The 13,795-nt window shown below is 70.6% G+C and carries 13 protein-coding genes; 3 read left to right on the top strand and 10 right to left on the bottom strand.

Features of this window, described 5'->3' with window-relative positions; all coding sequences use genetic code 11:
• Nucleotides 1-342: 342 nt before the first annotated feature.
• The 6 genes from prcA to arc form a co-directional block, all read right to left on the bottom strand.
• Nucleotides 343-1,101, bottom strand: coding sequence for a proteasome subunit alpha (gene prcA / locus BU52_RS11725; protein WP_037932352.1), 759 nt, complete (start codon nt 1,099-1,101; stop codon nt 343-345).
• A 70-nt stretch (nt 1,102-1,171) separates the two neighbouring features.
• A complete protein-coding gene (gene prcB, locus BU52_RS11720; protein WP_037932351.1) occupies nt 1,172-2,017 on the bottom strand; it encodes a proteasome subunit beta in 846 nt (281 codons plus the stop codon).
• Nucleotides 1,969-2,178 (bottom strand): endonuclease domain-containing protein, encoded by a 210-nt coding sequence (locus tag BU52_RS33455; protein WP_407702038.1) that lies wholly within the window; start codon nt 2,176-2,178, stop codon nt 1,969-1,971. Before BU52_RS33455 ends, prcB begins: the two co-directional genes overlap by 49 nt.
• Before the next feature lie 122 nt (nt 2,179-2,300).
• A complete protein-coding gene (locus BU52_RS11710) occupies nt 2,301-2,519 on the bottom strand; it encodes a ubiquitin-like protein Pup (RefSeq protein WP_037932349.1) in 219 nt (72 codons plus the stop codon).
• 189 nt (nt 2,520-2,708) lie between these two features.
• On the bottom strand, nt 2,709-4,220 hold the full coding sequence (gene dop, locus BU52_RS11705; RefSeq protein ID WP_362266907.1) for a depupylase/deamidase Dop: 1,512 nt from the start codon (nt 4,218-4,220) through the stop codon (nt 2,709-2,711).
• A 232-nt stretch (nt 4,221-4,452) separates the two neighbouring features.
• Nucleotides 4,453-6,219, bottom strand: a complete 1,767-nt coding sequence (gene arc / locus BU52_RS11700) for a proteasome ATPase (RefSeq protein ID WP_037932345.1) — start codon at nt 6,217-6,219, stop codon at nt 4,453-4,455.
• 245 nt (nt 6,220-6,464) lie between these two features.
• On the opposite strand from arc, the gene BU52_RS11695 reads away from it, so the two are divergent.
• The gene (locus BU52_RS11695; RefSeq protein WP_037932343.1) at nt 6,465-6,770 is read left to right on the top strand and encodes a ferredoxin; all 306 of its coding nucleotides are present in this window, start codon (nt 6,465-6,467) and stop codon (nt 6,768-6,770) included.
• Nucleotides 6,771-6,850: 80 nt separating this feature from the next.
• Here BU52_RS11695 and BU52_RS11690 read toward each other — a convergent pair whose 3' ends face one another.
• From BU52_RS11690 to BU52_RS11680, 3 genes are all read right to left on the bottom strand, one after another.
• The gene (locus BU52_RS11690; protein WP_037932341.1) at nt 6,851-7,429 is read right to left on the bottom strand and encodes a hypothetical protein; all 579 of its coding nucleotides are present in this window, start codon (nt 7,427-7,429) and stop codon (nt 6,851-6,853) included.
• A gap of 249 nt (nt 7,430-7,678) precedes the next feature.
• Entirely contained in the window at nt 7,679-8,581 is a 903-nt protein-coding gene (locus tag BU52_RS11685; RefSeq protein WP_037932340.1) for a tRNA (adenine-N1)-methyltransferase, read from the bottom strand.
• 50 nt (nt 8,582-8,631) lie between these two features.
• Nucleotides 8,632-10,323 (bottom strand): site-2 protease family protein, encoded by a 1,692-nt coding sequence (locus tag BU52_RS11680; protein WP_037932338.1) that lies wholly within the window; start codon nt 10,321-10,323, stop codon nt 8,632-8,634.
• A 175-nt stretch (nt 10,324-10,498) separates the two neighbouring features.
• Here BU52_RS11680 and BU52_RS11675 point away from each other — a divergent pair, with 175 nt between their 5' ends.
• Together BU52_RS11675 and BU52_RS11670 are read left to right on the top strand one after the other, a co-directional pair.
• Nucleotides 10,499-11,443 carry a RecB family exonuclease gene (locus BU52_RS11675; RefSeq protein ID WP_037932337.1) on the top strand — a complete coding sequence of 315 codons (945 nt, stop codon included), beginning with the start codon at nt 10,499-10,501 and terminating at the stop codon, nt 11,441-11,443.
• A 14-nt stretch (nt 11,444-11,457) separates the two neighbouring features.
• Complete coding sequence (locus BU52_RS11670; RefSeq protein WP_037932336.1) at nt 11,458-12,129, top strand: response regulator; 672 nt, start codon at nt 11,458-11,460, stop codon at nt 12,127-12,129.
• A 69-nt stretch (nt 12,130-12,198) separates the two neighbouring features.
• Here BU52_RS11670 and BU52_RS11665 read toward each other — a convergent pair whose 3' ends face one another.
• A complete protein-coding gene (locus BU52_RS11665) occupies nt 12,199-13,782 on the bottom strand; it encodes an ABC transporter substrate-binding protein (protein WP_037932546.1) in 1,584 nt (527 codons plus the stop codon).
• Nucleotides 13,783-13,795 lie beyond the last annotated feature (13 nt).

The raw sequence follows: 13,795 nt of genomic DNA, 5'->3' as shown, positions 1-13,795 counted from the left end.
CTGTCACGGCGGGCGCGGCGCGATGGCCCGCTGTCACGGCGGGCGCGGAGCGACACAGCGCAGGGAACCACGGGCGCGGCGCGGCCGGGCGCCGGGCGTGACCACCGGCGGTGGCGCGGCTGGGCGCGGAGTATGCCGCCCACGGCGTGGAGGGGACGGGGCGGGGGTGTTCCGCCCGCCGTGGCCGGCGCGTCCGCTCACCGCACCCCTCCCGCGAACCGCATCGCACCGGTCCGGGGACGGACACCCCCGCCCCGGCCCCGACCCACCCACGACCGAAGGCGCTGCCCGAGGCCCACCGGAGGGTCAGCCGCACCGCAGGCAGGGGACGCGAACCCCCACCTACTCGACGTCTCCGCCGGAATCCGTGTCGCCCTCCGCCTCGGAGGCCGTCTCCGCGCCGCCCGCCTCCAGCAGGCGCGCGAGCTGCCGCCCGCCGATCCGCCTGAACTTCCGCTTCTGCGGTCGCGTGCGGTCCAGCACGGCCACCTCCAGCCGCTCCGCGGGAATCTCCCGCTCACTGCCGTTGGTGTCCCGCGACAGCGACTGCACCGCCAGCTTCAGCGCCTCCGCCAGCGTCATACCGTCCCGGTGCCGCTGATCGAGGTACCCGCTGATCTGCTCCGCGTTGCCCCCCACCGCCACCGAGCCGTGCTCGTCCACGATGGACCCGTCGTGCGGCAGCCGGTAGATCTGGTCCTGCTCCGGGGTCTCCCCGACCTCGGCCACCACCAGCTCCACCTCGTACGGCTTCTCCCCCACGCTCGAGAAGATCGTCCCCAGAGTCTGCGCGTACACGTTCGCCAGACCCCGGGCGGTCACGTCGTCCCGGTCGTAGGTGTACCCCCGCAGGTCGGCGTACCGCACGCCCCCGATCCGCAGGTTCTCGTACTCGTTGTACTTACCGGCGGCGGCGAACCCGATCCGGTCGTAGATCTCGCTGAACTTGTGCAGCGCCCGGGACGGGTTCTCGCCGACGAACACGATCCCGTCGGCGTACTGCAGCACGACAAGGCTGCGGCCACGGGCGATGCCCTTGCGGGCGTACTCCGCCCGGTCGGCCATCGCCTGCTGAGGTGAGACATAGAACGGCGTCGACACCGGTTATCCGTCCCTTTCTGTCGAAGTCACTGGACCACCCTGAAACAACCGAACAACCCGCCCGCGCGGCCTACAGCAGCGAGGCCCGCGGACCGTCCGGCTGCTCCAGCCGCCGCTCCAGCACCGACCGGGCGATGCCGGACGCCTCGTCCTCGGTGAGCCGGCGGTAGCCGTCCTCGGTGATCACGGTGACGATGGGGTAGATCCGGCGGGCGACATCGGGACCACCGGTCGCCGAGTCGTCGTCTGCCGCGTCGTACAGGGCCTGCACCACCAGCGTGGTGGCCTCGGCCTCATTCAGATCATCCCGGAACAGCTTCTTCATCGCACCGCGCGCGAAGATCGAACCGGAACCGGTGGCGGCGTACCCCTGCTCCTCCGAGCGCCCGCCCGTGACGTCGTAGGAGAAGATCCGTCCCTTCTCCCGGTCGACGTCGTACCCGGCGAACAGCGGGACCACGGCCAGTCCCTGCATGGCCATGCCCAGATTGGAACGGATCATCGTGGAGAGCCGGTTCGCCTTGCCCTCCAGCGAGAGCTGCGCGCCCTCGACCTTCTCGAAGTGCTCCAGCTCCAGCTGGAACAGCTTCACCATCTCCACGGCCAGCCCGGCCGTGCCGGCGATGCCCACGGCCGAGTACTCGTCGGCGGGGAAGACCTTCTCGATGTCCCGCTGCGCGATGACGTTCCCCATGGTGGCCCGCCGGTCACCGGCGAGCACGACCCCGCCGGGGAACGTGACGGCCACGATCGTCGTGCCGTGCGGCGCCTCGATCACGCCCTTGACGGGCGGCAACGACCTCTTGCCCGGCAGCAGTTCCGGCTGGTGCTCGGAGAGGAAGTCCATGAAGGAGGAAGAGCCGGGCGTCAGGAAGGCAGCCGGCAGACGCCCGGTGCCGTGAGTGTTGGCTTCCACGAAGTTCCTTCCAGGTAGGCAGCTGCCCGACGAACAGCGTCGGGATCATCTCCCAACTTGCCGATGGCCGAATTGCAGTTGAAGCACGGTACGCCACGGACCCTACCCGCCTCACGGCAATGATCCACATATCCGGCGGGGGCTTTCGGGGCGCCTCGCACGGCGGCCCTCGCCGCCCCGCAGCACGAACGCTGCCCGCGGCCGGCCCAGCCCGCACCGCGAACAGCGTTCACACCGTCCTCGTCCCTCACCCCGGGCGCCCCCGCAGCCTCCGGTCGGAGAGCTACTGGCCGCCCTTCTGAACGAAGGACCTCACGAAGTCCTCGGCGTTGGCCTCGAGCACGTCGTCGATCTCGTCGAGGACGTCGTCCACGTCCTCGCTCAGCTTTTCCTGACGTTCCTTGAGGTCCTCCGAAGCCTGCGTCTCCGCCGCCTGCTCCTCGACCTCCTCGGTGGACCGGGTGGCCTTCTGCTGTCCGCCGCCGGTGTCCTTGGTCGCCATCACCCTCACCCCGCTCGGTTCGCCCGACACACTTGCTCGGTCAAGATCAGACCCTACAAGCCGGGTCCGACAATGCCCCCGCAGTTGCTCCAACGTACGGGGACCACCTCGATGATTCCCTGGCCGGGCATTTTCCACCCTGCCCGGCCGGTCCTTCCGGGTACCCGCAGGTACCCGCTCCGACCGGGCTCACCCCCCGGACAACACCCTGACCAGGTCTTCCGCCGTCCGGCAGCGGTCCAGGAGCTCCTTGACGTGATTACGCGTTCCGCGAAGCGGTTCCAGGGTTGGTACCCGCTGGAGCGAGTCCCGGCCCGGCAGATCGAAGATCACCGAGTCCCAGGAGGCCGCCGCGACGTCGTCCGCGTACTGCTCCAGGCACCGCCCGCGGAAGTAGGCGCGGGTGTCCTCCGGAGGCGCCGTACGGGCCCGCTCGACCTCTTCCTCGGCCAGGAGCCGCTTCATCCGCCCGCGGGCCACCAGGCGGTTGTACAGGCCCTTCTCGGGGCGCACGTCGGCGTACTGCAGGTCCACCAGGTGCAGCCGGGCCGCGTCCCAGTCCAGACCGTCCCTGCGCCGGTAGCCCTCCATGAGCTCCCGCTTGGCGACCCAGTCCAGCTCACCGGCCAGGCTCATCGGGTCGTTCTCCAGCCGCGTGAGGGTGTCCTCCCAGCGCGCGAGGACGTCCTTGGTCTGCTCGTCGGCATCGGCCCCGAAGCGTTCCTCCACGTACTTGCGAGCCAGCTCGAAGTACTCCATCTGGAGCTGCACCGCGGTCAGCGTCCGTCCGCTGCGCAGCGTGACGAGCCGCTTCAGGGAGGGATCGTGCGACACCTGGTGCAGCGTCCGCACCGGCTGGTCCACCGCGAGATCCACCGCGATGAATCCGTCCTCGATCATCGACAGCACCAGCGCCGTCGTGCCCAGCTTCAGGTACGTCGAGATCTCGGACAGGTTCGCGTCGCCGACGATCACATGCAGCCGCCGGTACTTCTCCGCGTCGGAGTGCGGCTCGTCCCGGGTGTTGATGATCGGGCGCTTCAGCGTCGTCTCCAGGCCCACCTCGACCTCGAAGTAGTCCGCGCGCTGGCTGAGCTGGAAGCCGTGCTCGTGGCCGTCCTGGCCGATGCCGACACGGCCGGCGCCGGTGAAGACCTGGCGGGAGACGAAGAACGGGGTCAGGTGGCGCACGATGTCCGAGAAGGGGGTCTCCCGCTTCATCAGGTAGTTCTCGTGCGTGCCGTAGGACGCGCCCTTGTTGTCGGTGTTGTTCTTGTACAGGTGGATCGGCTGGGCGCCGGGAAGCTGGGCCGCGCGCTCCGCCGCCTCGGCCATGATCCGCTCGCCCGCCTTGTCCCAGAGCACGGCGTCGCGCGGATTGGTGACCTCGGGCGCGCTGTACTCCGGATGGGCGTGGTCCACGTAGAGCCGTGCGCCGTTGGTCAGGATGACGTTGGCCAGACCGATGTCCTCGTCCGTGAGCTGGCTGGCGTCGGCGGCCTCACGGGCGAGGTCGAAGCCTCGCGCGTCCCGCAGCGGGTTCTCCTCCTCGAAGTCCCAGCGGGCCCGGCGGGCCCGGTGCATCGCCGCCGCGTAGGCGTTCACGATCTGGGACGAGGTGAGCATGGCATTGGCGTTGGGGTGGCCGGGGACGGAGATTCCGTACTCCGTCTCGATGCCCATTACTCGCCGTACGGTCATGCGGCCCTCCTTGCCCGGCGGCGTCCCCGGTCGGGGGCGCTGCTGTACCGCTGGCGCTCCGGTGCGTGTGCGGTGCCCGTCCCCGCACTGCGCGACTCGGCGGTACCAGAGAGCCTAGAACGCCTTTGCGCTGGTGGGGAGATCATTTGCGTCATTGCTGTGCTCCAGCCGTGGCACCGAAAAACAGTCGGCTGCGGGTACCCGCTGAGGGCACCCGCAGCCGCCCTGGCTTTTACAGGTACTGACCGGTATTCGCCACCGTGTCGATGGAGCGTCCGGTGTCCGCGCCCTGCTTTCCGGTGATGAGCGTACGGATGTAAACAATCCGCTCGCCCTTCTTTCCGGAGATGCGGGCCCAGTCGTCCGGGTTGGTGGTGTTCGGCAGGTCCTCGTTCTCCTTGAACTCGTCCACGCAGGCCTGGAGCAGGTGGGAGACGCGGAGACCCTTCTGGCTCTTCTCCAGGAAGTCCTTGATCGCCATCTTCTTGGCGCGGCCCACGATGTTCTCGATCATGGCGCCGGAATTGAAGTCCTTGAAGTACAGGACTTCCTTGTCGCCGTTGGCGTAGGTGACTTCCAGGAAGCGGTTCTCCTCGGATTCGGCGTACATCTGTTCCACCGCGGTCTGGATCATGCTCTGGACCGTCATGGACTTGTCGCCGCCGTGCTCGGTGAGATCGTCGGAGTGCAGCGGGAGGCGTTCGGTGAGGTACTTGCCGAAGATGTCCTTGGCCGCCTCGGCGTCCGGACGCTCGATCTTGATCTTCACGTCCAGCCGGCCGGGACGCAGGATGGCGGGGTCGATCATGTCCTCCCGGTTGGAGGCGCCGATCACGACCACGTTCTGCAGGCCCTCCACGCCGTCGATCTCGGCGAGCAGCTGCGGGACGATGGTGTTCTCCACGTCCGAGCTGACACCGGACCCACGGGTGCGGAAGAGGGACTCCATCTCGTCGAAGAAGACGATGACGGGGGTGCCCTCGCTGGCCTTCTCCCGGGCCCGCTGGAAGACCAGGCGGATCTGCCGCTCGGTCTCACCGACGTACTTGTTCAGCAGCTCGGGGCCCTTGATGTTGAGGAAGAAGCTCTTGCCTGCGGCCTGGCCGGTGACCTCGGCGACCTTCTTGGCCAGCGAGTTGGCGACGGCCTTGGCGATGAGCGTCTTGCCGCATCCGGGAGGCCCGTACAGCAGCACGCCCTTGGGCGGCCGCAGTTCGTGCTCCTTGAACAGGTCCGGGTAGAGGTAGGGCAGCTCGACCGCGTCGCGGATGGCCTCGATCTGGCCACCGAGACCGCCGATCTGCTCGTATCCGATGTCGGGGACTTCCTCGAGGACGAGCTCCTCGACCTCGCTCTTGGGGACGACCTCGTAGACGTATCCCGAGCGGGGTTCCAGCAGCAGGGCGTCGCCGGGGCGGATGGTGACGTCCAGCAGCGGCTCAGCGAGCCGCACCACCCGCTCCTCGTCGGTGTGCCCGAGCACCAGGGCCCGCTCGCCGTCCTCCAGGATCTCCTTGAGGGTGACGATGTCACCGACGCGCTCGAACTCCATGGCCTCGACCACGTTGAGCGCTTCGTTGAGCATCACTTCCTGGCCGCGCCTGAGCTCCTCGAGCTCGACGCCGGGACTGACGTTCACCCGCAGCTTGCGGCCGCCGGTGAAGATGTCGGCCGTGCCGTCCTCGTTCGCCACGAGGAAGACACCGAAGCCGGCCGGGGGCTGTGCGAGCCGGTCGACCTCCTCCTTGAGGGCCACGATCTGGTCGCGGGCCTCACGGAGCGTGCCCGCGAGTCGTTCGTTCTGGGCGGACACGCCGGCCAGGTTGGTCTGCAGCTCGACGATCCGCTCTTCGAGAATCCTCGTGTGTCGCGGAGAGTCGGCGAGCTTGCGTCGCAGGACGGCGATCTCCTGCTCAAGGTAGGCGATCTGCCCGGCCGGGTCGTCGGACCCGCGTCCCGGGCGGATGCCGCGGTTCATGTCGTCGTCGTGGGCTGCCACGGTCCTCACCTCCTCCAAGGGGAGCTGGACGCTTCCAGACCCTACCTGGGCGGGTGTCGATTGAAACCCCTAGATCACAAAGACGGTCGGGGTGTGTCCGATCTTCACCCTTGCGCTCTCCCTCACGCCAGGGGAATACCCACCGAAGATGATTGGAACCCAGGCGAAGGTAGGGTCGAAGTGTTCAACACCCGTCAGAGCTGGCCGGATTCCCGTTCGGCTCGGCGCAGGAATCGGTAGGAGAGATGAGCGTGCAGCAGGAGGCCGGAGTCGGTGGCGAGGCCCTGGAGGTCTGGATCGACCAGGACCTGTGTACCGGTGACGGCATCTGCGCGCAGTACGCGCCCGAGGTGTTCGAGCTGGACATCGACGGTCTGGCCTATGTGAAGAGCCCGCAGGACGAGCTGCTGCAGGACAAGGGGGCGACAACGCCCGTACCGCTGCCGCTCCTCACGGACGTGATCGACTCCGCGAAGGAGTGTCCGGGCGAGTGCATCCACGTCCGCCGGGTTTCGGACAGGGCCGAGGTGTACGGACCGGACGCCGGGTGACCGCCGCCGCACGCCGCGTCACGGCTGTCTGATTCGTCACACTCCGGGGTGCGCGGCTCGACGCACGCCCCGCGCGCGGTTCACACGCTCCTGGCGCCGGACGGGGCCGACCGCACGAACGCACCGTCCTCCCACCGCCATTTCACGCTCTCGCGCACATCGGGGCAGCAACTGGGCACGGCCTCCGACGAATAGCCGAGGAGGGTGGCGGTCACTTCGCCGTCCCGTACGGCGAAGTCGTCGACGTTGGTGCGGTCCTCGGGGTCGGCCAGGGTGGCGACCACGCGCGGCCGCGTGCTCCCGGCGCCCTGGGTGACGACGTACACACCGTCGGGCGGGGTGCCCATGGGAGCGTCGCAGTGCACCACCGCCACCGTCTCCGGCCGCCCGTCGCCGTCGAGGTCGCCTGACGCCTTCCTCTTCACCACCGCCTCCACCGGGCCGCACTCGAGGGGGAACTCCACGGCCGCAGGGTCGGGCGGAGCGATCCGGGCCGGGGCGCTCCTCGTGTGCGGTCCGGTGGGCGGGGCCGCGGTCGCGGCGTCGGGCCCCAGGACCGAGGACAGGGCCACGACACCGGCGAGGGCCGTGGCGGTGGCGACCCAGTGGATCGGGCGGGCGTGCGTGTGGGCGAGCTCCGGAACGGCGGAAGGCTGCACTAGGAGTGTCTCCTGTGAGGGCTGTGCCGGTGGGGGTGGCCAGCATCGTGCCACACGTCACAGGACGGAGGGAACGGCGGGGGGTGTACGGGTGCGGTGCGCGGGAACCGGGAAGGGCTGCGGTCGCCGCACTCGTGTCGATGTGTCGACGTGTCGCCGTGTCAATGACGGAGCGCCGTGGCGCAGTTCCGAGCGGTTCGGGGGAACTGCGCCACGGCGCCCGTGCGTTGCACCAGTGGCGGGACCGCGTCAGCGGCCGGCGCCTCCGTCGGCGTTGGGGCCTGCGTAGTCCTCGCCGTAGGCGCCCTTGGCGGGGCGGCGGCGACGCATGGGCGGCTCGACGCCGTCGGCGAGGCGGCGGGCGGTGAGCAGGAAACCGGTGTGGCCGATCATCCGGTGGTCCGGGCGGACGGCCAGGCCCTCGATGTGCCAGTTGCGGATCATCGTCTCCCAGGAGGTCGGCTCGTTGAAGCAGCCGATCTCACGGATGGACTCGACGGTCCGGGCCAGCTGGGTGGTGGTGGCGACGTAACAGCACAGGATGCCGCCGGGCACGAGCGCCTTGGAAACGGCCTCCAGGCACTCCCAGGGGGCGAGCATGTCCAGGATGACGCGGTCGACGTCGGCGTCGGACAGGTTGTCCTGGAGGTCGCCCACGGTGAGCTGCCAGGCGGGGTGCGGTCCGCCGAAGTAGCGCTCCACGTTCTGCCGGGCGATGTCGGCGAAGTCCTCGCGGCGCTCGTAGGAGTGCAGCATGCCCTGGTCGCCGATGGCGCGCAGCAGGAAGCTGCTGAGCGAGCCGGAGCCGACGCCGGCCTCCACGACGCGCGCGCCGGGGAAGATGTCGGCGAAGGCCAGGATCTGCCCCGCGTCCTTCGGGTAGACGACGGCTGCCCCGCGGGGCATGGACAGGACATAGTCGGGGAGCAGGGGGCGCAGCGCGAGGTAGGCGACGTTCCCGGTGGTGCGGACAACGCTGCCCTCGGGAGCACCGATCAGTTCGTCGTGGGGGAAGGAACCCTTGTGGGTGTGGAAGTTCTTCCCGGCCTCGAGCGTGAACGTGTAGTGGCGGCCCTTGGGGTCGGTCAGCTGAACCTGGTCCCCGACCTTGAAGGGCCCGCGCCTGCGGGCGGCACCGGTCGGTTCGGACATGTGACCAGCCTACCGGTCCCCGGAGGGGCCGCCGACCACGGCCCGCGCGATCAGCTGGGCCGGGCCATGGCCTTCACGAAGGCGCGCTCGACGTCGGCCGCGGACAGCACGCCGTAGATCTCGCCCGTCTCCTCGACCACGAGGTACTCGGTGGCCGGTGCCGCGCGCAGGGCGTCGAGGAGGTCCTCTCCGGCGAGCTCGGCGGAGACGCGCATGCCGTCGGTGAGGTCCTGGGCCAGCCCGCTGACCGGGACCCAGGGGCGGCGGTGCTCGGGCACGCCGACGATGGCGGCCTCACGCACCAGGGAGAGGGGCGCGCCGTCCGGGTCGACGACCACCAGGGCGCGGGCCCCCGCGGCGTTGGCGCGGCGCAGGGCCTCGGAGAGGGGGGTGTCGCTCTCGACGGGCACCGCGCGGCGGGTGAGGGCGCGGGCGCGCAGCTCGGGCAGGTGCTCGCGCAGACGGGCCATGCGCAGGCTGTTGCCGGCGCCCGTCCAGATGATCGCGGCGAGGATGGCGGCGAGCAGGGCGTCCAGGACGGTGTCCATGCCCACGTTGTCCACGGCGTCGGAGCCGAGGGCGCCGGACTGGGTGAGCAGTGGGAGGCCGATCAGGACGGAGACGGCGAGGGCGCGGCCCACCCAGGCGGCGGCGATGGTGCCGGTCATCGGCTTGCCCGTGACCGCCCAGACGACGGCGCGCAGCATGCGGCCGCCGTCGAGGGGGAGGCCGGGCAGCAGGTTGAAGACGGCGACGATGAGGTTGGAGATCATCAGACCGGCCAGCAGGACGCCGGGGACACTGCTGGGGTCGACGGCCAGCAGGGCCAGGTAGAAGAGGCCCGACAGCACGAGGGACAGCAAGGGGCCGACGAAGGCCAGCACGAACTCCCGGCCGGGTGTCTCGGCCTCCTTCTCGATCTCGGACACACCACCGAAGAACTGCAGCTGGATGCGGCGCACCGGCAGCTTGAAGCGGAGGGCGGCGAGGGTGTGCGCGAGCTCGTGGACGAGCACGGAGGCGTAGAAGGCGACCGCGAAGAACAGGGAGACCAGATAGCTGGCGGCGCCGAGCCCGGGCAGGACGCGGTCGATCTGTCCGCCGAACACCCAGGTGATGAGGAGGGCCACGAGGAACCAGCTGGGCGCCACGTACACCGGCACCCCGAACGGCCGCCCCATCAGCAGCCCGCCCCGCTGCCGCTCCTCGGGTCGCTGCGGGCCGGGTCCCCGGCCGCCGCCGGAGTGGGCGAGCGGGCGGTCGTGGGCGGGGTGCCCGCCGGTGCCCTGCCCGGCGGGCGGAGCGCTCCACGCACCGGGCGCCGGGCCGGGGCCGGACGCGTCGTGCCGGCCGGCTCCGGGCGCCGTGCGGTCGGACGGTGGTGCGGGCTCGGCATCCGGGTCGCGGTCGGACGGTGGCCACGGCCGGGCACCCCGGTCCGCGGGAGCGGGACCCTCGGTGTCCTGCCGGCCGGCTCCGGGCGCCGTGCGGTCGGACGGCCGTGCGGGCTCCGGGTCCTGGTCCGCGGGGGTGCCCGTGTCCCGGGCGGTGTCGTCCGGTGCGGCGGGCGGTGCTGCGGGCCCGGGCGTGCGGGCGCCGTCGTCGGTGGGTCCGGCCGGAGGGACGGGGCGCGCACCGGTCCCGGGGAGGGCGTCGCCGGCGTCCGGGGCCCCGGGCCCCGCGTGCTCGGCCGACTCGTCGTTGCCGGGCCGCGGCTGCCCGCGCCCGCCGCTTACGTCCACCGGTGTCCCCTCGTTCGCTGCGGATCCCGCGCCTGCCGGACGGGAGGTCTCGAGTCGATGGTATGCGGCGATCGCCGTCCGTTCCGCCCCGGCACCCCTGTCCCTACCCCCTCGTTCCCCTTCTCTCCCTTCACTCACGCCGTGCTGTCGGTGGCGGGCCGTAAGGTCTGTGGTCATGGAGACGAGCACCGAGGGCGCGGCACCGCCCGACAGCAGCCCGGTCACGGCGGAGGCGGCGACGGACACGGCCGTGGTGACCGAGGCCTCCGCCGCACCGCCCGCGTCGCTGTCCCCCTCGCGTGCGAGCGACTTCATGCAGTGTCCGCTGCTGTACCGGTTCCGGGTGATCGACCGGCTGCCGGAGAAGCCGAGCGAGGCGGCGACCAGGGGCACGCTGGTGCACGCGGTGCTGGAGCGGCTCTTCGACGCCCCCGCGGCCGAGCGCACGCCGCCGCGGGCGAAGGCGCTCGTCCCGGGCCAGTGGGACCGGCTGCGCGAGTCCCGCCCGGAGGTCGTGGAGCTGTTCGCCGACGACCCGGAGGGCGAGCGGCTCGCGCGCTGGCTCGCGGAGGCGGAGACGCTGGTCGAGCGCTGGTTCGCGCTGGAGGATCCGAGCCGGCTGGAGCCCGCCGAGCGGGAGCTGTTCGTCGAGGCGGAGCTGGAGTCCGGACTGCGGCTGCGCGGCATCATCGACCGGGTGGACGTGGCGCCCACCGGCGAGGTGCGCATCGTCGACTACAAGACGGGCAAGGCCCCGCGCCCGGAGTACGCCGAGGGCGCGCTGTTCCAGATGAAGTTCTACGCGCTGGTGGTGTGGCGGCTGAAGCGGGTGGTCCCGCGCCGGCTCCAGCTCGTGTACCTGGGCAGCGGTGACGTGCTGACCTACGACCCGGTGCTCGCCGATCTGGAGCGGGTGGAGCGCAAGCTGCTGGCCCTGTGGGACGCGATCCGGCTGGCGACCGAGACGGGCGACTGGCGTCCGCGTCCGACGAAGCTGTGCGGCTGGTGCGACCACCGGGCCCACTGTCCGGAGTTCGGCGGCACTCCCCCGCCGTACCCCCTCCCCGTGAGGGCGGCCGAGTCCGGCGGAGGCCGTCAGGGCAGAATGGGGCCGGACTAGCGAAGGAGACTTACGTGGCCATCCGCGTCCTACTGGTCGACGACCAGCCGCTGCTGCGTACCGGCTTCCGGATGATTCTGGAGGCCGAGCAGGACCTCGCGGTCGTCGGCGAGGCCGGAGACGGCCTCCAGGCCCTGGACCAGGTGCGGGCGCTGCAGCCCGATGTGGTGCTGATGGACATCCGCATGCCGCGGATGGACGGGGTGGAGGCGACCCGGCAGATCACCGGGCCCGAACGGAACGGGCCCGCGAAGGTGCTGGTGCTGACGACGTTCGATCTCGACGAGTACGTGGTGGAGGCGCTGAAGGCCGGGGCGAGCGGCTTCCTGCTGAAGGACGCACCGGCCAACGAGCTGGTGCAGGCGATCCGCGTGGTGGCCGCCGGGGAGGCGATGCTCGCGCCGAGCATCACGCGCCGGCTGCTGGACAAGTACGCCACCCATCTGCCGTCCGGTGACGAGCCCGTGCCGGACACGCTGCACACGCTGACCGAGCGTGAGGTGGAGGTGCTGAAGCTGGTGGCGCGCGGGCTGTCCAACGCGGAGATCGCCGCGGATCTGTTCGTCAGCGAGACCACCGTCAAGACGCACGTCGGTCACGTGCTGACCAAGCTGGGCCTGCGCGACCGGGTCCAGGCGGCGGTGTACGCCTACGAGAGCGGGCTGGTGCGTCCCGGCGCGCAGTAGCCCGGTTCCACCGGCACGAGGAGGGCGCCCACCCGGCGGGGTGGGCGCCCTCCTCGTGTGGTGACGGCGTCAGTCCTTGCTGAGCTCCCAGAACCGGAACACGGTCGAGGCGTCGAGGCAGTACTCCAGACCGTACACGCCGTCCTGGACGACCGCGTACTGCTTGGCCTGCCAGACCGGGAGGACGGGGACGTCCTCGGCGACGATGTCCTGGATCCGGCCGAAGTCCTTGTCGGTGGCGGCGCGGTCGCCCTGGGCGGCCGTGCGCGGGAGGAGCGACTCGGTGATCGTGCTGTTGTCGTAGTTGTTGCCCAGCACGTTGCCCTCGCCGAAGAAGGGCCCGGTGAAGTTGTCGGCGTCCGGGTAGTCGGGGACCCAGCCCTTGACGTAGACGCCGTACTTGCCGGCCGCGATGTCCTTCTCGTACTGGGCGAACGGGACGGACCTGACGTCGGCGTCGAAGAGCCCGCTGGCGTTGAGCTGCCCGGCGATCGCCTCCAGCTCCTGGTCGGTGGCCGGGCCGTAGCGGGACGGGGTGGACCACAGGGTCAGCTCCACCTTGCCGCTGACGCCCTCCTTCCGCAGCGCGGCGGCGGCCTTCGTCCTGGACGGGCGGGCGCCGTAGGTGTCGAAGAAGGCCGTGTTGTGGCCGGCGACACCGGCCGGGACGATCGAGTACAGCGGGGTGGCCGTGCCCTCGTAGACGTCCCGGATGAGGGCGTCGCGGTCGATCAGGTGGGCGATGGCCCTGCGCACGCCGAGCTTGCCGGCGACCGGGTCGTCCATGTTGAAGACGAGGTGCTGGACCTCGGCGCTGCTGCCCTCGACGACCTCGATGCCGCCGGCGCCGCGGTCGGCCTCGTCGATGTCGGCGACGGCCCGGGCGGTGAGGCCGCGGTAGGCGATGTCGACCTCGGCGTCCTGCAGGGCCTCCTTCAGGGCCTTCTGGTCACCGTGGAAGAACTCCAGCGTCACGCCGGAGTTCCGGGGCTCGGCGGTGCCCGCGTAGTGCTCGTTGACGGAGAACACGGCACGGTCGTTGCCGAACGAGTCCAGCGTGTACGGGCCGGAGCCGGCCGCTTCGCCGTCCTCGCGGAGTCCGTTCGCGTCGTACGAGCGGTGGTCGACGATGGAGCCGGCACCGGAGGCGATCTTGCTGGGGAAGGTGGCGTCGGCCGTGTTGAGCCGGAAGACGACCGTCCTCTCGTCGGGCGTGGTGACCTTCTCCAGCGTCGGGAACATCACCGCGGGGCCGTCGGGGTCGTTGATCGTCAGCATGCGGTCGAAGGAGAACTTCACGTCCTTCGACGTCAGCGGGTTTCCGTTGCTGAACTTCAGCCCGTCCCGCAGGGTGCAGGTGTAGACCTTGGCGCCGGTTCCCGAGAAGGCGCAGCTCTCGGCGGCATCCGGCTGGGGCTCGGTGGCGCCCTTGGGGAAGCTGAGCAGCGACTGGAAGACGTTGTTGAACAACAGCCAGGAGCCGGGGTCGTAGCCGGAGGCGGGGTCGGTGGCCAGGACGTCGTCGGACATCCCCACCACGACGTGGGAGGCGTCGGCCCCGGTCGCGCCGTTCTCGGTGCCACAGCCGGTCAACAGGCCGGAGGCCAGCCCCGCCACGATCGGCAGGACCGGCCACTGGTTACGCAGGTTCACGTGCACTTGCCTT

It is taken from the genome of Streptomyces toyocaensis (genome assembly GCF_000725125.1).
GTDB classification, from domain to species: domain Bacteria; phylum Actinomycetota; class Actinomycetes; order Streptomycetales; family Streptomycetaceae; genus Streptomyces; species Streptomyces toyocaensis.
The sequence above is the reverse complement of the archived record's forward strand: the minus strand, read 5'-3'. Positions and strand labels throughout refer to the sequence as shown.

Bases quoted from the DNA above. Each gene is read 5' to 3' on its own strand.
- BU52_RS11710 (WP_037932349.1), bottom strand. From the start codon at position 2,519: ATGGCGACCAAGGACACCGGCGGCGGACAGCAGAAGGCCACCCGGTCC.
- dop (WP_362266907.1), bottom strand. From the start codon at position 4,220: ATGACCGTACGGCGAGTAATGGGCATCGAGACGGAGTACGGAATCTCC.
- BU52_RS11695 (WP_037932343.1), top strand. From the start codon at position 6,465: ATGAGCGTGCAGCAGGAGGCCGGAGTCGGTGGCGAGGCCCTGGAGGTC.
- BU52_RS11685 (WP_037932340.1), bottom strand. From the start codon at position 8,581: ATGTCCGAACCGACCGGTGCCGCCCGCAGGCGCGGGCCCTTCAAGGTC.
- BU52_RS11675 (WP_037932337.1), top strand. From the start codon at position 10,499: ATGGAGACGAGCACCGAGGGCGCGGCACCGCCCGACAGCAGCCCGGTC.